The following is a 19,531-nucleotide window of genomic DNA, read 5'->3' as shown; positions in this document are numbered from 1 at the left end:
TGTAAGAAAATCCGACACTGGCCGGCAGAATGCACGACAATCACAAAGATTTTCTGAACGACATCATCGCTGCGGGCCTTTCGCCCGCGACAGCGCGCTGGAAATGGGAACCGGTTTTCCGCTTGTTACGAATGACAATAAAGGCGCAACGCGCTCCACCGCACGGCTGGATGCCGCGGGGCGATCAATTGCGCTTGTGGAGGGTGTCGGCCGCGTTCCTGGCAGCATCGCCCACCACATGGGCGGCGCTGTCGACAGAGTCCACCGCCTGCGTCAACGCGTCGGTGCGGCTCGTATCGCGTTCCTTGGTCATGTAGAAGAAGCCGATTGCCAGCACGAGGGCGATGGCGACCAGCAGGAATATGATCAGGCTCCCCCGTGACCGGCGTGGCAAGGACCCCGGCCCGAAGGATTCGTCGTCACGACCTCCGTCCATTCTCCTTCTCCTGATCCTCGTATGCCGAGGTGGAGAGTATAGCACAGATCAATCGGGATCGGAGTCGGTATCTGCGTTGCCTTCCCTGACTTCCCGGCCGCGGCTCAATCTGTCCACATCGTCCATGATCTCGTCCAGTACGGCGCCCTCGCTGCTTTCCTGGCTCCGGCGTGACGGCAGTTCGCCATTTTCCAATATATGTTCGAGCGCGGCCCGACCGCGCGCCACGCGGCTCTTGATCGTGCCCACGGCAACGCCGCAGATTTCGGCGGCCTCCTCATAGGCGAAGCCACCCGCGCCGACCAGGATCAGCGCCTCCCGCTGGGGCTGCGGCAATTGCAGCAATGCGCGCTGCATGTCGGACAGTTCAACATGCTTGTCCTGTCCGGCGGGCGCCGCGAGCAGGCGGTCGGCCGCCAGATCATCCCAGTCGCCCCGGAAGCGGGAACGGCGCATCTGCGACAGATAGTGATTGCGCAGGATGATGAAGGTCCAGGCACGCATGTTGGTGCCCGCCTGGAAGCGGCTGCGCGCGGCCCATGCCTTCAGCAGCGTTTCCTGCACCAGGTCGTCGGCAACGTCGCGATTGCCCGACAGCGATCGGCCGAAGGCGCGAAGATGGGGAATGACGGCAGCCAGTTCCCGCTTGAAGTCCGTGTCGGACAGCGTCTCCCGCTCAACATCCTGACCTACGCCTTCGCTCATGGAAACAACCCCTTCACCGGCTGTCGCCCTCGCTGCATGAACGGAAGTCGTCAAAGCCATATGTCCGCCCGCATCCCAATCTTTTTCTTCTCAAGGACCAATTGCCGCAGAAGCATTCAATAGCCCCACAATATCACAATCATCACGATGATCGCGAGTGTCAGCGAAACGCCGAGAATATATCGCACCACATGCGGCGTGGAGCCCGCACGGGCCTCTTCCGTCGTAATGTGCCGCTCCTGTTCGGCCATGGAGTCTCTCCCGATCGTTACGCATCAATAACGCGAGTCGCGGACGGGGGTTCCCCTTTTTCCAGCCTATTTCGAACGCCGACCTGAATGTCAGGCCGGGGCGGTGGCTTCGTCGAAGAACAACGCCTGCGAAATCGCGGCCTTGACCGTCGAGCGCTGAAAGGGCTTGGTGATGAGGAAGGTCGGCTCCGGCCGCTCGCCCGTCAACAGGCGTTCGGGGAAAGCGGTGATGAAAATCACCGGCACGGAGAATTCGGCCAGTATGTCCTTTACCGCGTCGATGCCGCTCGAATCATCGGCGAGCTGGATGTCGGCCAGCACCAGGCCCGGCCGTTCGGCCATGGCCTCGCGAACCGCATCTTCCCGCGTCACGGCGATGGCGGTGACTTCGTGGCCCAGGTCGCGGACGATGGTTTCTATGTCCATCGCGATGATCGGCTCATCCTCTATGATCAGCACCTTGGCGCGGGTCTGCGCCTCGATCTCGCCCAGCGCTTCCTTGACAAGCGCCTCGACATCGTCGCTGTCCAGGCTGATCAGGTAACCGACGTCGTCGACGGTAAAGCCCTCCAGCGCGGTGAGCAGCAGCGCCTGGCGCGGCAGCGGCGTGAGGCGGGCAAGCCGCGCCTGCGCGATCGCCTCCTGCCCGTCCGCGCCGTTCAGCACCGGCACGTCTTCCAGATGGGATGACGACCAGATCGCGTGAAAAGTCTTGTAGAGCCCGAGACGTGGGTCGACATTCGACGGAAATTCGTCGGGCGCCGCCACGATCGCTTCCAGCGTGGCGCGGACATAGGCGTCGCCATGCGCCTGGCTGCCCGTCAACGCGCGCGCATAACGCCGCAGGAAAGGAAGGTGGGGGTGCAGTTGCTGACCAAGCGACATCTGTAAAACTTCTCCCAGCCCATCGGGCGCCTTGTCCCATGTTAAAGCGATGCCTTAACCCAATTCCGAAACATTCGCCGGATCGGGAGGATGGATGGACGATGCCGACGTGGCAAGCCCCCTGCCCCCCTTTTCAGAATGGAAAAGCTTCAGGCATGAGCGCCCAAATCCCCTCCATTCTCGCCGCCGACTGCGCGCGGCGGGCAAAAAATGCTTCGCGAAGGGAACCAACAACCCACCGATTTGTTTCACTGCCGTTCGGTTTTTTCGAAAAACTTTGGAATTTTGTGTTTTTATTTCCCGGACGTCGAATTGACGTCAGTCGGGGAAAGCCGCAAACAGAGCAGGCTGGCATGACATTGGCTGCAGAGGGACGTGTTTTGGTTGCTTCAACGACGGAACGGAATGTGACGGGAGGGGACAGGAAAGATGTCGGCACCAACACTCCGGATTCTGGTGTGAAAGGCAATGTCGCCCGAAAGAAGCGCGCCTTGGCCGCGAAGGACGAGGGGCAGGTCGCCAACGCCCTGCGATCTGTCTATCAGCGCGCAGTCGATGAGGATATTCCTTCGGAAATGCTTGACCTTCTGAGCAAGCTCGACTGACTCTCCCTGACGGCCGGACCCGGGGAGCCGGCAAAAAGCGGAGGGGACATGGGGCATCTGGTAAAATCCGGCAGGCGGGCAACGCTTCCTCGAACAGATCGGCGTTTGATGTTCAGCGTCAGATAAATGGACAAAAGCCCCCCTCCGCCGCCAGAAGCAGGCCCGCCGTCAACGGCCGCCGCTTCCTTGCTCAAAAGACTGAACACCCTGTCCCAATCGACCGGCGTCAAGATGTTCCTGATCCTGACGCTGGCGCTGTTGCCGCTGGGCCTGATCGCGCTGGTGGCCTCGCTCCAGGCGATCCGCACCACTGATCTGGAAAAGGAAGCGCTGCTGCGCATCGCGGTGACGCAGAGCGCGCGGAAATTGTCCGCCGACCTTGCGTCGGATCGAACGGCGCTGATGCTGACCGCCAATGCTTTCGAGACGTCGGGGCTTGATCCGGCGATGTGCGCGCGCCTTTCCGACTTCCTATCGTCTCACGATCGTGGCGGGGGCCGCTATTATATCTACGACCGGCTGGGCCGGAAGTTCTGCGGATCGAGCCTGCCCGAGCCGGCGGGGCTTTCGCTGTCGGACCGCTTCGACGATGCCGCGGCGCAACTGCTGCCGGGCTCGCCCTATCTGGTCAGCCGGGCCAGGAGCGCCAATGGCGCGGTGGTCGCCATCGCTTATTATTCTCGCGCCCGTCTGGAGACCATGACCAACCCGGCGGGCACCATGCAGAACCGGCAGATCAGCTTGCACGACGGCGAACGCAGCCTGCTCATCACCCACCCGGCCAGCCTTGAGGGCGGACGGAGCACGACGCTGTCCGCCCGGCTCGACCCGCCCAACATCGTCCTGACGATGACCGTGCGCGATCCGCCGGTCACGATCGCGCGCATGTTGTCGCTGTTCCTGCCGCTGGTGATGTGGTTCGCCGCGGCGGCCATTGGCTGGTTCGTCGTCAATCGCCTGCTGATCCGGCCCCTTGTGCTGCTTCGGCGCACGGTGGCGGCCTATGAGCCGGGCGAAGTTCTGGAGCCGATGCGGCGCATCCGCACGCCGGCGCAGGAGATCGTCGCGCTGGGCAACACATTCCGCGCCATCAGCGAGGATGTCGCCACCCATGAGGCGGAGATGGCAGAGGGCCTGGAAACGCAGCGCAAGCTGACACGGGAAGTCCATCACCGGGTCAAGAACAACCTGCAGATCATTGCCAGCCTGATCAACCTGCATGCGCGATCAGCCCATGACGCCGAAGCGGTCGAGGCCTATGCGACCATCCAGCGCCGCGTCGATGCACTGTCGGTCGTGCACCGCAACCATTATGCGGAGCTGGAGGAGCATCGCGGTGTCGGCGTCCGGTCGCTGATCAGCGAACTGTCGGCGAGCCTGCGCAGCACTGCCCCGGCCGAAGCGCGCCGATTCGGCATTCAGATCGACAGCGACAATCTGCACATCAGCCAGGATGTGGCCGTGCCGGTCGCCTTCCTGCTGACCGAACTGGTGGAACTCGCCATGCTGTCCGATCCACGCACGGCCATGCGCATATCCGTGCAGCTGGAACAGGGCCGGACGGACCGGGCGGTTCTCCATATCCTGTCCCCTGCGCTGCGCGGATCACCGGACATGACCGCGCGGCTGGAGGAACGCTATGGCCGCGTGCTTACCGGCTTGTCGCGCCAGTTGCGCGCGCCACTGGATCATGACCCCGACACCGGCGACTATGCGATCGCCATCACCGTGCTGCAATAGCCGCCGGGAAGGCCATTCATCCAGCACATTGCGCGAATTCCGAAGGCGTCAGGCCATCAGGCCCGCTGATAATCCCGCCGGAAATCAGCCGCGAAGCGCGCAAAGCGCCCAGCGGCGATGCTGTCGCGGATCTCCTGCATCAGCGCCTGGTAGAAGTGGATATTATGCTGCGTCATCAGCATCGCGCCCAGCATCTCTCCGGCCTTGACCAGATGATGTAGATAGGAGCGGCTCCAGGTCGCGCAGACGGGGCAGGCGCAGCGGGGATCGAGCGGCCCCCTGTCCTCTGCGAAGCGGGCGTTGCGGATATTGAGCGGTCCCGCCCATGTGAACGCCTGTCCGTTGCGCCCGCTGCGCGTCGGCAGGACGCAATCGAACATGTCGATCCCGCGCTCCACGGCACCGACAATGTCATCGGGCTTGCCCACGCCCATCAGATAGCGCGGCTTGTCGACGGGCAGCATGCCGGGGGCGAAATCGAGCGTGGCGAACATCGCCTCCTGCCCCTCACCCACCGCAAGGCCGCCCACGGCATAGCCGTCGAACCCGATGTCGATCAGCTTTTCCGCTGAAGTCCGCCGCAGCCCCTCATCCAGCGACCCCTGCTGAATGCCGAACAAGGCAGCGCGTTCGGCATGCTCGCCCCCCGCGTCGAAGCCATCGCGCGACCGCTTCGCCCAGCGCATCGAACGCTCCATGGACTTGGCCGCCTCGTCATGGGTGCAGCCGTTCCGCGTACATTCGTCGAAGGCCATGACGATGTCGCTGTCCAGCAACCGCTGGATCTCCATCGATCGCTCAGGGGTCAACATATGCCTTGACCCGTCGATATGGCTGGAGAAGGCTACGCCATCCTCGCTCATCTTCGTCAGCGCGCTGAGGCTCATCACCTGGTAACCGCCGCTATCGGTCAGGATCGGGCGGTCCCAGCCCATGAAACCGTGCAGCCCACCCAGGCGGGCCACGCGTTCCGCGCCAGGGCGAAGCATCAGGTGATAGGTGTTGCCCAGGATGATGTCGGCACCGGTCGCACGCACCTCGGCCGGGCGCATTGCCTTGACCGTGGCAGCGGTGCCCACGGGCATGAAAGCGGGTGTGCGAATCTCGCCCCGGCGCATCTGGATGGCACCGGTGCGGGCCTTGCCGTCAGTCGCGGCGATCGAAAAGGAAAAGCGGGAATGGGTCACGACCCGCGCTGTACGGTCCAAAGACGCGCCAGACAAGGCCGCAAAGCGGGGGTTCACCCCTTCTTGCGCAAGCCGTCCAGCGCCACGATGGCGTCTATGTTGAAGCCTTCGACGCGGCGATAATTGCCGATGAAGCCCAGGCAGTCGGCAGCCAGGCTGAGCTGCCATGACTCCCCTTGCGCGTCGTGCAGCAGCAGCGTCACAAGCTGCCTGTCGGTTCGGTGCGTGTTCATGACTCGGAGGGGTAATTAATAAAGGTTAACAAAAGGCTGAAGCGATTTCTTGCCGATTCTTCCCAAGGCGCGTTTGTTGCAAAGATGCAACCATAAGCCTTTCGAAACATGTTTTCGCGCGACATTTTCGCAACGATTACCGATTAATTGGTTAATTCGAGAACAATGTGCGCGGGTGCGATTGCATAAGGCCCGCAACCCTGTTTTGCTGGCCGCAGAGGTGATTTGGGGGCTCATATGGTTGATTCCGGGCGATTTAATTCCACGCGTGAACATGTGGACGACCTGACGCCCGCCCATGTTCCAGAGGATGTGGTGTTCGCCTCAACGGCAGATAGCAGCATATCACGACCGGAAATCGGCACCTCCACAATGTTCGATCTGGGGCAGATCGACATAAGCTGGGATGCGGATGCCGCTGCCCTCTGGGCGTTCATGACGCCTTCCGATCGACCCAACTACAGCATGCCGATGCTGCGTGACATCAGAATATGGCAGACAGAGACCCGTCGCCTGTTCGATGATGGCCTGCTTCCGGTGAAATATATGGTGCTGGGATCGCGCTTTCCCGGCGTGTTCAATCTGGGTGGCGACCTGGAGCTCTTTGCAAGCTGCATAGAACGTGGCGATTTGCCTGCCCTTATAAAATATGGCCATGCATGCATCGACGTCGTGCATCGCGCATGGCGCAATGCCGACGTGCCGGTCGTCTCGATCGCGCTGGCGCAGGGCGATGCATTGGGCGGTGGATTCGAAGCGCTGTTGTGCTTCGACATAGTCATCGCGGAACGGAGCGCGCGCTTTGGTCTTCCTGAAATGCTGTTCGGACTTTTCCCCGGGATGGGCGCCTATTCCATCCTCGGCCGAAAACTGGGTCACCGAATGGCAGAACGCATGATCCTTTCGGGCAAGGTCTATTCGGCGGAGGAAATGGCCGATATGGGAATCGTCACCATCCTAGTGGATGACGGCGAAGGTGAACAGGCGGTGCGGGACTATATCGCCGAGAACCAAAGGCGCCATGCCGGCCATGTCGGCGTGTTCGAGGCAGGTCGCCGCGTCAATCCGCTGGAATATGCAGAACTGAAGGATATCGTCGAAAAATGGGCGGCCACGGCCCTCAAGCTCGATATCAAGGACGTCAGGATGATGCGCCGTCTGGCTTCAGCCCAGACCCGGCTTCACAAATAGCCTTTCTCAGGCGCGCAAACGATCCTGGGTTGATGCCAGACTTTGTGTCTCTGCGTGAACACCTTGCATCATCTCAAGTATCTGCGCTGCGGGAATCGGCCGGCTCAGCACGAAGCCCTGGACATTGGTGAAGCCCATCTCACGGGCGCAGCGCAGTTGATCATCGGTCTCGATCCCCTCGGCCACCGTTTCCACGTCCAGAGAATGGGCCAGATAGGCAACCGACTGGACGATCGCCCTATGGCGTGAATTGCCATCCACGCCGCGCATGAAGCTCTGGTCGACCTTGATCGTGTCGAAGGCATAGTCCCGCAGATAGCCGAGGGAGGAATAGCCCGTCCCGAAATCGTCCAGCGCCAGCCGCAGGCCAATGCGCTGGAGGTCGGACAGGATGAGGTTAGTCCGGCCGCTATCCTCCAGGAAGATCGACTCGGTTACTTCCAGCTCGAGCCGGCGAGCCTTCAGCCCCGATAGCATCAACGCCGCGATCACCGCACGGGGCAGGCCGTCACTCTTGATCAGCGCCGGGGATATATTGACCGCGACGCGGACATTCTCATCCCATTCCATCGCGTCCTGGCAGGCTCGTTCCAATGCCCAGGCAGTGATCGGCTCGATCATCGAGCAGCTTTCCGCGATAGGAATGAACTCCGCCGGAGAAATGCGGCCAAGCGTCGGATGGTCCCAGCGCATCAGCGCTTCGCAGATCGCGATCTTCCCGGTCGTCGTGTCGAAGATCGGCTGATAGTGCAGCATAAGTTCATTGTTCGCCAAGGCGCTGCGCAGACCCATTTCCAGCTCATAGGTCCGGTTCTGCCGCTCCTTCATCGACCAGGTGAAATGCGCGTGACGATTTCGCCCGGCATGCTTCGCCTGGTAGAGCGCCATGTCCGCATGCTGAAGCAATTCGTCGCCATCGCTGCCGTCGCCCGGCGCTACGGCTATCCCCATGGAGGCAGTCACGCCCAGCGTGTAGCCGCCCACGTCGAAGTCATGGGTGAATTCCGTCATGACATCGCGGGCGATCAGTTCCGCATCCTGCCGATCCGCGTCCGGACAGATCAGCACAAATTCGTCTCCGCCAAAACGCGCGACATGGCCACGCCCGTCCAGCGCATGAGACAGCCTTTCGGCGACCCTGCACAAGAGCTGGTCGCCGATCATATGCCCTAGGGAATCGTTGATTTCCTTGAAGCGATCGAGATCCATCCAGAACACCGCCATCGGATCGTGACTGGATCGTCGTCCGTCGAACAATTCGCGCAGCCGCATCTGCATCGCCATGCGATTTTCGACACCGGTCAGGCTGTCGAACCGGGCCAGCCGCTCGAACTTGATAGCGAGCTGGGATTTCTCATATTTGCCCTGCAATGCCTCCACAACGATGCGATGCGTCGTCTTGGTGATCTCTGCCATGGCAAAAATCATCAGGAACAGCATTATTGCCAGCACCCTGTAGCCAAGACCCCCGGAAATGACCAAGCCGAGACAGGTGGGCAACAGCGCAAAGCAAGTTTGGCCAATGGCGATATGGACGCGGCCGGCATTCCGCCCTGCAATTCCGCCAGAATAGGCCGCTACCAGGCAGACACTCAGAGTATGCAGCTTCGCATCCGCGCTTAACAGAAGGGTGACGAACGCCATTATCCCCAATAATGCTGCATAGCCCCATGCGCCCAGTTCATAGGCCAATCCCCAGACAGGCTGCGATACATTATGTTGGTGGGCAAGCTGTCGTTGGAAATACACCGCCGAAATCGACCGGCTGAGGCCGACGAGGCAGATCAGGATCGCGATCACGGTGATGGCGGTGAGGTGCGCATGCCAGGCAATCACCAGCCCAAGCGCACCGCCGGCGACCGCGCCGATCATCAGGGAAGCCGGGGAAGCGTAGAGAGATTTGACGAGATTCGCTTGCACTTCAGCACTTTGCTGAGTGTCGGGCGTCATGCGCCCGCGCAAGAATGCGATCAAGTTTCGTCCAGGGCGTGACACGTTGGCACCACCATTGCCCAAACATGATTTCCATTTGGTAAATCGGCGCGCCCGGAAGTGCCGTAAAAAAGGGGATCGTTACGGAATCAATCGGGCATTGAGGATGATCCAGCAGGGTGATGCAGCAAGGGCTTGCTTTCCCGGACTCCAACCAGGAAAATGGCGCCATCATGTCGTTCCATCCTCTTCACCGCCCCATCTGGCACGCCCTCAACAGCGGCTGGGCGTCATTGGCCGAAGGGGATGGGTTCGCGCTGCGGATCGACCCGCGTTATGGCCCATTCGCCGCCGCGGCCGACGGCAGCCCCGCAGCGCAGGCGGCGCTGGCTGCCTTGGTGCCCGAAGGGGGCGAGTTGTGGATCGTGGAACCCGAGCCACAAAGCCCCCCACCGGGTACGCGCCTGATCCGGGAGGCGATGCTGGCGCAGATGGTGGCGGAAGATATTGCCGGCGAGGCCCCTGCCCTGGAACCGGCCGTTCTGACTGACCAGGATGCCGCGGAGATGCGTGCCCTTGCCCTGATGACGAAGCCGGGGCCGTTCCTGCCCCTCACCCATCGTCTTGGCCGTTTCGTCGGTATCAGGGAAGAAGGCAGGCTGATCGCCATGGCCGGCGAGCGGATGCGCGTGCCGGGCTTTGCCGAGGTCAGCGGCGTTTGCACACACCCCGACCATCGCGGACGGGGTCATGCGAAAGGGCTGATGCAGGTCGTTGCTCGCGCCATGCTGCAACGCGGCGAAACGCCGTTCCTCCACGCCTATGCCGCGCATGAGGCGACAGTGGCGCTCTACGAAACGCTTGGCTTCCGCATAAGGGCGCGGATGCACATGATGGTGATCGCCGCCGGCTGAATTTCCTGGCGGCACGGGCTCAGGGCGCTTGATCAGGTGGCGTCAGCCTGACTTTCAGCTGATATGCGTGAAGCGCTCCAGCGTGACCCAGCCTTCGACATAATTGGCGTAATAGAGGCCGAACAGGGCAGCCGAGAGGATCGTCGCGCGAATCACCACACTGCCGGGGCGGAAATTGCTCGGCGCGCTGTCCGCCTGTCCCGGGTGCAGGACCTCACCTGTTTCATCGGGCGTGCGGATGCCGAAGGGCAGCACGATGAAGGCGCTGATCACCCAGAACAATATATATATCGCAAAGCTGGCATACCAGTTCATGGGCGCAGGCTTAGGCCCTAATGAGCAGCACGTCCACCACCGGCTTCTTGCCGGTCCAGCGCGTCGCGGTGCGCCGTACCGCCAGCCTTATCCGCTCGCGAAGCGCCTCTTCTTCCTGCGATCCCTTGGCAATGGCGCCCGCCGCCTCTTCGGCAGCTTCCTCAAGAAAGGCGGCCTTGTCTTCCTCCACAGGCACGCCCTGGGTGCGCAAGGCCGGGGAACCGATGACCCTGCCCTTGCCGTCCAGCGCCACCGCGACGCTGATCTGGCCATGCAGCGCGACCTTGCGCCGCTCGTTCATCGTCGCGCCGTCAGCCGGCAGGATGACGTCGCCATCCAGCACCAGTCGCCCTGTCCCCTGATTGCCGATAATCTCCGGCCCGTTGGGCGCGAGCCGCAGCACATCGCCATTGGATTGGACCACCGCACGGGGCACGCCGCTCGCCAGGCCCAGGCGGGCCTGTTCCGCCATATGCCGCCGCTCGCCATGGACCGGCAGCAATATCTGCGGCCGCACCCAGCGATACATGGCCTCCAGCTCCGGCCGCCCCGGATGGCCCGATACGTGGACCTCCGCCTGGCGGTCGGTGACCATCAGCACGCCCTTGGCCGCCAGCGCGTTCTGGATGCGGCCGATGGCGATTTCATTGCCCGGAATCTGCTTGGAGGAGAAGACGACCAGATCGCCCTCGCCCAGCTTGATCGGATGGCTGTCGAAGGCGATGCGCGACAAGGCCGCCCGCGCCTCCCCCTGCCCGCCCGTGGCGATGATCATCACCTCATCATGCGGCAGGGCCATGGCATCGTCCCAATCGACGGTGGGCGGGAAATCCCGGAGATAGCCAGCCGTCCGCGCCGTCGAGATGATCCGGTCGAGCGAGCGCCCGGCCACGCAGAGCTTGCGCCCGACGGTGTTGGCGACCTCACCCAGGGTCTGCAGGCGGGCGGCATTGGAGGCGAAGGTGGTGACAAGCACGCGCCCCTTCGCGCCCCTGATCGTCTCCATCAGTCCTTCGCGGACATCGCCCTCCGACCCGCTTGCCTCCGGATTGAAGACATTGGTGCTGTCGCACACCAGCGCCAGCACGCCCTCGTCGCCGATCGCCGTCAATTCCTCCGGTGTCGAGGGCTGGCCCAGCAGCGGCGTCTCATCCAGCTTCCAGTCGCCGGTGTGGAAGACCTTTCCAAAAGGCGTGTCGATCAGCACCGCATTGCCCTCGGGAATCGAGTGGGCAAGCGGCACATAGCGGAAACCGAACGGCCCCAGCGCGAAGCTGCCCTCATTGTCGATGACGTTGAGTTCGACCTCCGCCGTCAGCCCTTCCTCATCCAGCTTCAGCCGGATCAGCCCCGCGGTGAACGGCGTCGCGTAGAGCGGCACGCCGAGATCCGCCGCGAGATAGGGTATGGCGCCGATATGGTCCTCATGCCCATGGGTCAGGACGATGCCCAGCAGGTCATCCTTCCGATCCTCGATGAAGCTCAGGTCCGGCAGCACCAGTTCCACGCCGGGATAAGCGGGATCGGCAAAGGTCAGGCCCAGGTCGACCATCACCCATTTGCCCTGGCAACCATATAGATTGACGTTCATGCCAATCTCCCCCGAACCGCCAAGGGCCAGGAAGATCAGCTCATTTCCAGGTGTCATTCTGATTTCAAACTCCGTTCATACAGCAATGCGAGGCCCTGGATCGTGAGATCGGGCGCGATCGCATCGAAAATATCGCTATTGTCGTCGAAGAGGACCGCGAGGCCCCCGGTTGCAATCACCTTCGAAGGACGGCCGATTTCGGCGCGAATACGAGCGACCAGCCCTTCCATCATCGCCACATATCCCCAGAATACGCCGATATGCATCTGCGCTTCCGTGGTGCGGCCGATGACCGATCGGTTTTCCGGCGGGGCGATCGCGATCTTCGGCAACTTCGCGGCCGCAGCAACCAGCGCGTCCAGCGACAGGTTGATGCCCGGCGCGATGATGCCGCCCTTGTAGGCGCCGTGATAGTCGATGACGTCGAAGGTCGTGGCCGTGCCGAAATCGATGACGATCAGGTCTTCGGCATGAAGATGGTGCGCGGCGATGGCATTTACAACCCGGTCCGCGCCGACCGACGCCGGTTCGGCGACGTCCAGCTGAATGCCCCACTCCACTGGCGCCTGGCCCGCAAGAAGCGCCGTCGTCTTGAAATATTTCTCCGCCAGCACCTGGAGATTGTGCAGCGCGCGCGGGACGACGGTCGCTATGATCACCGCCTCGACATCCGCGATCCTGTAGCCTTCCAGCATCAGAAGCTGGTTCAGCCACACCGCATATTCGTCGGCGGTGCGCCGGGGATCTGTCGCGATCCGCCAGCGGGCGCGTATATCCCGCCCTTCGAGCAGCGCAAAAACCACATTGGTGTTACCCGCGTCGATCGCGAGAAGCATGGCCGATCCCCGATGTCAGATGAGAAGGATATCGCCGGCATGAATGGCACGGCTCTCACCGTTCGCCAAGCGCAGGATCAGCATGCCGTCGCGGTCAAGGGTATCGAAGCTGCCTTCGACCGTCGCGCCGTCGGGCGGCACCACCCGCATCGGCGTGCCGGCGGGATGCGCGTTGGCGAGCCAGTGCGCGCGCACCGGATCCAGCCCCTGCACCCGCCAGATCGCCAGCCAATGGGCAAAAAGCTCGGCAAGCCGGACCTGCAGCGCGGCCGCGTCGCCATCCGGCATTCCCTGCGCAAGGAGGCTGGTCACTGGCCGGTCCAGTCCGACCGGATGCCCCGTCACATTGATGCCAATCCCGGCGACAACGGCATCGCCGGTCCGTTCGAGCAGGATACCGGCGATCTTCGCGCCGTCGGCCAGCACGTCATTGGGCCATTTGATCCGCACTTCTCCCGCGCAAAGCGGCGCCAGCAGGGCATGGACAGCATTGGCCGCGACCAGGGCCAGCGTATGCGGCGGGGGATCGCCATCTCGCAGCCGGATCACGGTCGAGCAGTAGAGATTGCCTTCAGGACTTTCCCAATGGCGTCCCATTCGACCGCGTCCGCCGGTCTGCCGCCCCGCGCGCAGCCAACAGCCCTCAGAAGCGCCTTGCCCCACCAATGCAAGCATGTCGGCATTGGTGGAGCCAGTCTCCGCAACGAAGCGAAGCTCGGTCAGAACAGCGACGCCGCTGCCGCCGCGCTCGCCTTGTCGAGGACGGGATTGAGGAAGTAACCAAGGACGATCACCGCGGCGCATGCCGTCAGGATGATATTCTCGACAGCACCGCCGCGCGCTTCATAGGGCGCCGCCGGCTCATCGAAATACATCGTCTTGATGACCTTCAGATAATAGAAGGCGCCGATCACCGACATGGCGATGCCGAAGGCGGCCAGTGCCGTCAGGCCGGCCGCCACTGCCGCGTCGAACACCAGGAACTTCGCCCAGAAGCCGAAGAGCGGCGGAATGCCGGCCATGGAGAACATGAAGATCGCCAGCGCCGCCGCCAGTCCCTTGCGGGAGCGCGACAGGCCGGCAAGGCTTGCAATGGTCTCGACCGGACGGCCATCCGCATCGCGCATCTGCAGGATGCAGGCGAAACCGCCGATGGTCATGACCACGTAGATCGCCATATAGCTCATCGTCGCCGCCGCGCCGGCAGGCGTCCCGGCAGCGAGACCGATCAGCGCGAAGCCGACATTGTTGATCGACGAATAGGCCATCAGGCGCTTGATATTGGTCTGGCCGATAGCCGCGACCGCGCCGAAGAGGATCGAGGCGAGCGCCACGAAGATCACCACCTGCTGCCAGTCAAGTCCGGCCGGACCGAGCGCCTCTATCGCGACGCGGACGGTGAGGCCCATGGCCGCAACCTTCGGCGCGCTGGCGAAGAAGGTCGTGACCGGCGTCGGCGCGCCTTCGTACACGTCCGGCGTCCACATATGGAACGGCACGGCGCTGATCTTGAACGCCAGGCCAGCGAGCACGAACACCAGGCCGAACAGCTCGCCCTTCGACACGCCATCGCCCAGCGCGACCGCAATGCCGTCGAACGCGGTGCTGCCGGTGAAACCGTAGAGCAGCGCAATGCCGTAGAGCAGGATGCCGCTCGCCAGCGAACCGAGAACGAAATATTTGAGGCCCGCTTCGGAGGAGCGTTCATCCTGACGCATGAAGCTCGCCAGCACATAGGAGGCAAGGCTGTTCATTTCGAGGCCGACATAAAGCGTCAGCATGTCGCCTGCCGACACCATCATCCCCATGCCGATGGCGGCGAAGAGGATCAGGATCGGATATTCGGGACGCAGCGCCCCGCCGGTGATGAAATAGCGAGGCGCCAGCAGGATCGCCGCCGCCGCTGCGCCATAGATCAGCGCCTTCGCAAAGACCGAGAAGGCGTCGGCCCGCACCAGCCCGTCAAAGGCCACCGGCCCATGGGCGAGCGAGCAGGACAGCGCCACGCCCGCCACCGCCAGCGTCAGCACCGACAGCCAGTTGATGACGCGGGCCGTCGCATCACCGCCATAGGCCGCGATCAGCATCAGGATCAGGCCACCGGCCGTCAGGATGAGTTCCGGCAGGACTGCCAGAAGGGAAGCGGAATCAATCATCAGTGCGCCTCCCCATGCGCGGCAGCAGCTTCTTCATGATGGGCCTCCGCAGCCGGGATGGCCGGACCCATTTTGATCTTGGAGTCTCCCGCAGGCGCGGCAGAGGCGATGCGCGCTTCAAGCGCACGGATGTCAGACCGCATGGGCGCCAAGAAGCTCTCGGGATAGATGCCCATCCACAGCACGGCGGCGGCAATCGGCGCCAGCAGCCAGACTTCGCGCATCGACAGATCGGGCATGGCGGCCGCGTCCGCATTCTTCTGCTCGCCATAGCAGATGCGGCGATAGAGATAGAGCATATAGGCCGCGCCCAGAATGATGCCGGTGGTGCAGACCAGTGCGACCCAGCTCGACGCCTGATAGATGCCCATCAGCGAGAGGAATTCGCCCACGAAGTTGCTGGTGCCCGGCAAACCGACCGACGCCATGGTGAACAGCATGAACAGAACCGCATATTTCGGCATGTTGATGCTGAGGCCGCCATAACGGCTGATCTCGCGGGTATGCAGCCGGTCGTAGATGACGCCGACGCAGAGGAAGAGCGCGCCCGACACCAGGCCATGGCCCAGCATCACCATCATCGCGCCTTCGATGCCCGCCTGGTTGAACGCGAACAGACCGACGGTGACGATGGCCATATGCGCGACCGACGAATAGGCGATCAGCTTCTTCATGTCGGACTGAACCAGCGCGACGAGGCTGGTATAGACGACCGCGACCATCGAGAGGCCCCAGACCAGCGGCGCGAGTTGCGCGGACGCTTCGGGGAACATCGGCAGCGAGAAGCGGATGAAGCCGTAGCCGCCCATTTTCAGCAGCACACCGGCCAGAATGACCGACCCCGCCGTCGGCGCCTGCACGTGCGCGTCGGGGAGCCAGGTGTGGACCGGCCACATCGGCATCTTCACCGCGAAACTGGCGAAGAAGGCGAGCCACAACCAGACCTGGACATGCGGATCGAAATTATAGGCCATCAATGTCGGGATGTCGGTCGTGCCCGCTTCATGCACCATCCACATCATCGCGATCAGCATCAGCACCGAGCCGAGCAGCGTGTAGAGGAAGAATTTGTACGAAGCGTAGATGCGATCCGCCCCGCCCCAGATGCCGATGATGAGGTACATCGGGATCAGGCCGGCTTCGAACATGATATAGAAAAGGTAGAGATCCTGCGCCGTGAAGACGCCGATCATCAGCACCTCCATGAACAGGAAGGCCGCCATATATTCGCCGACGCGCTTCTCGATCGCGAGCCAGCTCGCCCCGATGCAGATCGGCATCAGGAACACCGTCAGCATGATCAACACCAGCGCGATGCCATCGATGCCCAACGCCCAGGCGAAGCGGCCGAAGATCGGCGCATATTCCTGGAACTGCCACTGGGCCGCCGTGCCCGACTGGTCGAAATTCATCCAGAGCACGACGCCCAGGACGAGATCGACCAGCGTCGCCACCAGCGCGATCAAACGCGCCTGACTGGCTCCTGCATAGAGACAGGCGATGGCCCCCGCCATCGGCACTGCCATCATCAGGGAAAGGATGGGGAAGCCGTCCATTATCGTGTCATCGCCCAGGTTGCGGCCGCGGCGAGGCCAATCAGCATCACCAGCGCGTAAGTGTAGAGGTAGCCGGACTGAAGCCGACGGGTGACTTTATTGCCCTGCACGACCAGCGCAGCCAGACCATTCGGGCCGAAGCGATCGATGAAGCCCACATCACCGAACTTCCAGAAGAAGCGGCCGATGGCGAAGGCAGGCTTGACGAACAGGAAATGATACAGCTCGTCGAAATACCATTTGTTGAGCAGGAACTGGTACAGCGCACCGAAGGTAGCGACGAAACGCCGCGGCCAGTCGGTGTTCTTAATGTAGCTCAGCCAGGCGATCGCGAGGCCGGTGATCATCACCGCGAAGGGACCGAATTTGACCCAGGTCGGAACTTCATGGCTCGCATGCATCAGGTGACTGTCGAACGCGAGCGCGCCCTTCCAGAACTCGATGCCGCCTTCCGGACCGATGAACTGGTCATGGAAGAGGAAGCCGGCAAACACCGCGCCCAGGCTCAACAACACCAGCGGGATCAGCATCACCCACGGACTTTCGTGTGGATGATAGCCCGCCGTGCCGGTCTGCTCATGAGCATGGTGGTCATGATCGTCATGACCGTGGGCATCGTGACCATGGCCGTCCTCTTCGTCCACACCCTCATGATGGCCGTGGACGGCATGCTGGATATGTTCCGAAGCGGCCCAGCGAGGCTTGCCGAAGAAGGTCAGGAACACCAGGCGCCAGCTGTAGAAGCTGGTGAGCAAAGCCGCGAACACGCCGACCAGATAGGCACCAACGCCCGATCCGCCCGAAGCATAGGCCGCTTCGAGAATGCCGTCCTTCGAATAGAAGCCGGCAAAGCCATAACCAGCCAGCGGGATGCCGACGCCCGTGATGGCGAGCGTGCCCAGCGTCATCGTCCAGAAGGTGATCGGGATCTCCTTCCTGAGAGCGCCATAGTAACGCATGTCCTGCTCATGGTGCATCGCGTGGATGACCGAACCGGCGCCAAGGAACAGCAGCGCCTTGAAGAAGGCATGGGTGAAGAGGTGGAACATCGCCGCGCCATAGGCACCGACGCCCGCCGCGAAGAACATATAGCCAAGCTGCGAACAGGTCGAATAGGCGATGACGCGCTTTATGTCGTTCTGCACCGTGCCCACGGTCGCCGCGAACAGGCAGGTCGCCGCGCCTATGAAGGTCACGAAGCCCAACGCCGTCGGCGAGGTTTCGAACATGGGTGACAGGCGGCACACCATGAACACGCCTGCGGTCACCATGGTCGCGGCGTGGATCAGCGCCGACACCGGGGTCGGGCCTTCCATCGCGTCCGGCAGCCAGGTGTGGAGGCCAAGCTGCGCCGACTTGCCCATCGCGCCGATGAACAGCAGCAGGCAAAGCACGGTCATGGTGTCGAAGCGGTGACCGAGGAAACCGATGGTCGAACCCGCCATGGAGGGCGCTGCCGCAAGGATTTCCGGGATCGAGATGGTGTTGAACACCAGATAGGTGCCGAAAATGCCCATCATGAAGCCAAGGTCACCGACGCGGTTGACGACGAAAGCCTTGATCGCGGCCGCATTGGCCGATGGCTTGCGGAACCAGAAGCCGATCAGCAGATAGGAAGCAAGGCCCACGCCTTCCCAGCCGAAGAACATCTGAAGCAGGTTGTTCGCCGTCACGAGCATCAGCATCGCGAAGGTGAAGAGCGACAGATAGGCGAAGAAGCGCGGCTGGTCCGGCTCCTCCTCCATATAGCCCCAGCTGTAGAGGTGGACGAGGCTCGACACGCTGGTGATCACCACCAGCATGACCGCGGTCATCGTGTCGACCCGCAGGGCCCATTGCGCGTCGAAGCTGCCTGACTGGATCCAGGTGAAGGCCGGCGCCACATAGGGTTCGGCATGGCCGGTCAGGAAGCTGATGAAGATCGGCCAGCTCATCGCGCAGGAGGCAAAGAGCGCGCCGGTGGTGACGATCTTCGCCGGCAATTTGCCGAGCGCCTTGTTGCCAAGGCCGGCGATGGCAGCAGCCAGCAAGGGGAGAAGGACGATAAGCTGGATCATCGAGCTTTAGCCCTTCATCCGATTGACATCGTCGACGGCGATGGTGCCGCGACCGCGGAAATAGATGACGAGGATGGCAAGGCCGATGGCCGCCTCACCCGCCGCGACGGTCAGCACGAACATGCTGAAAACCTGTCCGACCAGATCGCCGAGGAAGGCGCTGAAGGCGACAAGGTTGATATTCACGCTGAGCAGGATCAACTCGATCGCCATCAGGATGATGATGACATTCTTGCGGTTGATGAAGATGCCCAGCACCCCCATCACGAAGAGGATCGCGCTGACCACCATATAGTGCTGAAGGCCGATCACAGCTCCACCCCCTGCCCAACTGGCTGATTGACGTTACGCACGGCGTCTTCGGGACGACGGCGATTCTGGCGGGCGATGTTCTGGCCGCGCACGCCGCCACGGGCACGATGGGTCAGCACGATCGCGCCGATCATCGCCACCAGCAGGACTATGCCCGCCGCTTCGAACAGGAAGATGTAGCGCGTATAGAGCAGCGTCCCGATCGCCTGGATATTGCTGAGCTCCGGCTTCATCGGCGCCGCGCGCTGCGCCAGTTCGATGGGCCCGGCACGCCAGAGGCCGATGCCCAGCACGATCTCCGCCAGCAGCACCAGCGCGATCAGCAGCCCGAAGGGAAGATAATCAACGAAACCGGCACGCAGTTCGGCGAAGTCGATGTCAAGCATCATGACCACGAACAGGAACAGCACGGCGACCGCCCCTACATAGACGATGACCAACAGCATCGCGATGAATTCAGCGCCCAGCAGGACCATCAGCCCCGCCGCGTTGAAGAAGGCGAGGATCAGCCACAGCACCGAATGAACCGGATTGCGCGACAGGATCGTAAGCGCGCCGCTGCACACCACGATCGCGGCGAACAGGTAAAAGGCAAGCACGTGAATCACAGGATCATGTTCCCCTTCGGC

20 protein-coding genes are annotated in these 19,531 nt (G+C 62.4%); 4 read left to right on the top strand and 16 right to left on the bottom strand.

Annotated features, from left to right (window positions below; all coding sequences use genetic code 11):
* Positions 1-184: 184 nt before the first annotated feature.
* From ACN9MX_RS02690 to ACN9MX_RS02675, 4 genes are all read right to left on the bottom strand, one after another.
* Positions 185-436 carry a hypothetical protein gene (locus ACN9MX_RS02690; protein WP_363753930.1) on the bottom strand — a complete coding sequence of 84 codons (252 nt, stop codon included), beginning with the start codon at positions 434-436 and terminating at the stop codon, positions 185-187.
* Positions 437-484: 48 nt separating this feature from the next.
* The gene (locus tag ACN9MX_RS02685) at positions 485-1,141 is read right to left on the bottom strand and encodes a sigma-70 family RNA polymerase sigma factor (protein ID WP_363735186.1); all 657 of its coding nucleotides are present in this window, start codon (positions 1,139-1,141) and stop codon (positions 485-487) included.
* A 116-nt stretch (positions 1,142-1,257) separates the two neighbouring features.
* Positions 1,258-1,392 carry a hypothetical protein gene (locus ACN9MX_RS02680; protein ID WP_363735187.1) on the bottom strand — a complete coding sequence of 45 codons (135 nt, stop codon included), beginning with the start codon at positions 1,390-1,392 and terminating at the stop codon, positions 1,258-1,260.
* A 90-nt stretch (positions 1,393-1,482) separates the two neighbouring features.
* A complete protein-coding gene (locus ACN9MX_RS02675) occupies positions 1,483-2,277 on the bottom strand; it encodes a response regulator (RefSeq protein ID WP_133651773.1) in 795 nt (264 codons plus the stop codon).
* Positions 2,278-2,432: 155 nt separating this feature from the next.
* Here ACN9MX_RS02675 and ACN9MX_RS02670 point away from each other — a divergent pair, with 155 nt between their 5' ends.
* Together ACN9MX_RS02670 and ACN9MX_RS02665 are read left to right on the top strand one after the other, a co-directional pair.
* The gene (locus tag ACN9MX_RS02670; RefSeq protein WP_363735188.1) at positions 2,433-2,882 is read left to right on the top strand and encodes a NepR family anti-sigma factor; all 450 of its coding nucleotides are present in this window, start codon (positions 2,433-2,435) and stop codon (positions 2,880-2,882) included.
* Between the two features lie 231 nt (positions 2,883-3,113).
* Positions 3,114-4,622: a sensor histidine kinase gene (locus ACN9MX_RS02665; protein ID WP_363735404.1), complete on the top strand. Its 1,509-nt coding sequence runs from the start codon at positions 3,114-3,116 to the stop codon at positions 4,620-4,622.
* Between the two features lie 56 nt (positions 4,623-4,678).
* On the opposite strand, the gene tgt is transcribed toward ACN9MX_RS02665, so the two are convergent.
* Together tgt and ACN9MX_RS02655 are read right to left on the bottom strand one after the other, a co-directional pair.
* On the bottom strand, positions 4,679-5,809 hold the full coding sequence (gene tgt, locus ACN9MX_RS02660) for a tRNA guanosine(34) transglycosylase Tgt (RefSeq protein WP_363826593.1): 1,131 nt from the start codon (positions 5,807-5,809) through the stop codon (positions 4,679-4,681).
* A gap of 53 nt (positions 5,810-5,862) precedes the next feature.
* Positions 5,863-6,042 carry a hypothetical protein gene (locus ACN9MX_RS02655; RefSeq protein ID WP_133651770.1) on the bottom strand — a complete coding sequence of 60 codons (180 nt, stop codon included), beginning with the start codon at positions 6,040-6,042 and terminating at the stop codon, positions 5,863-5,865.
* Between the two features lie 237 nt (positions 6,043-6,279).
* On the opposite strand from ACN9MX_RS02655, the gene ACN9MX_RS02650 reads away from it, so the two are divergent.
* Positions 6,280-7,233 (top strand): crotonase/enoyl-CoA hydratase family protein, encoded by a 954-nt coding sequence (locus tag ACN9MX_RS02650; protein WP_363825324.1) that lies wholly within the window; start codon positions 6,280-6,282, stop codon positions 7,231-7,233.
* A gap of 6 nt (positions 7,234-7,239) precedes the next feature.
* On the opposite strand, the gene ACN9MX_RS02645 is transcribed toward ACN9MX_RS02650, so the two are convergent.
* Entirely contained in the window at positions 7,240-9,183 is a 1,944-nt protein-coding gene (locus ACN9MX_RS02645) for a putative bifunctional diguanylate cyclase/phosphodiesterase (RefSeq protein WP_363826591.1), read from the bottom strand.
* Positions 9,184-9,398: 215 nt separating this feature from the next.
* Here ACN9MX_RS02645 and ACN9MX_RS02640 point away from each other — a divergent pair, with 215 nt between their 5' ends.
* On the top strand, positions 9,399-10,079 hold the full coding sequence (locus ACN9MX_RS02640; protein ID WP_363825321.1) for a GNAT family N-acetyltransferase: 681 nt from the start codon (positions 9,399-9,401) through the stop codon (positions 10,077-10,079).
* A gap of 54 nt (positions 10,080-10,133) precedes the next feature.
* Here ACN9MX_RS02640 and ACN9MX_RS02635 read toward each other — a convergent pair whose 3' ends face one another.
* From ACN9MX_RS02635 to ACN9MX_RS02595, 9 genes are read right to left on the bottom strand one after another with little or no spacing between them, the layout of a single operon-like run.
* A complete protein-coding gene (locus tag ACN9MX_RS02635; protein ID WP_363825318.1) occupies positions 10,134-10,394 on the bottom strand; it encodes a DUF1467 family protein in 261 nt (86 codons plus the stop codon).
* Positions 10,395-10,404: 10 nt separating this feature from the next.
* The gene (locus ACN9MX_RS02630; protein WP_363825315.1) at positions 10,405-12,042 is read right to left on the bottom strand and encodes a ribonuclease J; all 1,638 of its coding nucleotides are present in this window, start codon (positions 12,040-12,042) and stop codon (positions 10,405-10,407) included.
* The gene (locus tag ACN9MX_RS02625) at positions 12,039-12,821 is read right to left on the bottom strand and encodes a type III pantothenate kinase (RefSeq protein ID WP_133651765.1); all 783 of its coding nucleotides are present in this window, start codon (positions 12,819-12,821) and stop codon (positions 12,039-12,041) included. Before ACN9MX_RS02625 ends, ACN9MX_RS02630 begins: the two co-directional genes overlap by 4 nt.
* A gap of 15 nt (positions 12,822-12,836) precedes the next feature.
* Complete coding sequence (locus ACN9MX_RS02620; RefSeq protein WP_363826588.1) at positions 12,837-13,544, bottom strand: biotin--[acetyl-CoA-carboxylase] ligase; 708 nt, start codon at positions 13,542-13,544, stop codon at positions 12,837-12,839.
* A complete protein-coding gene (gene nuoN, locus ACN9MX_RS02615; protein ID WP_133651764.1) occupies positions 13,541-14,977 on the bottom strand; it encodes an NADH-quinone oxidoreductase subunit NuoN in 1,437 nt (478 codons plus the stop codon). Before nuoN ends, ACN9MX_RS02620 begins: the two co-directional genes overlap by 4 nt.
* Positions 14,977-16,533: an NADH-quinone oxidoreductase subunit M gene (locus ACN9MX_RS02610; RefSeq protein ID WP_363753917.1), complete on the bottom strand. Its 1,557-nt coding sequence runs from the start codon at positions 16,531-16,533 to the stop codon at positions 14,977-14,979. Before ACN9MX_RS02610 ends, nuoN begins: the two co-directional genes overlap by 1 nt.
* A complete protein-coding gene (gene nuoL / locus ACN9MX_RS02605) occupies positions 16,533-18,590 on the bottom strand; it encodes an NADH-quinone oxidoreductase subunit L (protein ID WP_363825312.1) in 2,058 nt (685 codons plus the stop codon). The genes ACN9MX_RS02610 and nuoL overlap by 1 nt, the downstream gene beginning before the upstream one ends.
* Before the next feature lie 6 nt (positions 18,591-18,596).
* Positions 18,597-18,902: an NADH-quinone oxidoreductase subunit NuoK gene (gene nuoK, locus ACN9MX_RS02600; RefSeq protein WP_004211745.1), complete on the bottom strand. Its 306-nt coding sequence runs from the start codon at positions 18,900-18,902 to the stop codon at positions 18,597-18,599.
* Positions 18,899-19,510, bottom strand: coding sequence for an NADH-quinone oxidoreductase subunit J (locus ACN9MX_RS02595; RefSeq protein ID WP_363735197.1), 612 nt, complete (start codon positions 19,508-19,510; stop codon positions 18,899-18,901). The genes nuoK and ACN9MX_RS02595 overlap by 4 nt, the downstream gene beginning before the upstream one ends.
* Positions 19,511-19,531 lie beyond the last annotated feature (21 nt).

This window comes from Sphingobium sp. R-21 (assembly GCF_049913335.1).
GTDB lineage: Bacteria > Pseudomonadota > Alphaproteobacteria > Sphingomonadales > Sphingomonadaceae > Sphingobium.
The sequence above is the reverse complement of the archived record's forward strand: the minus strand, read 5'-3'. Positions and strand labels throughout refer to the sequence as shown.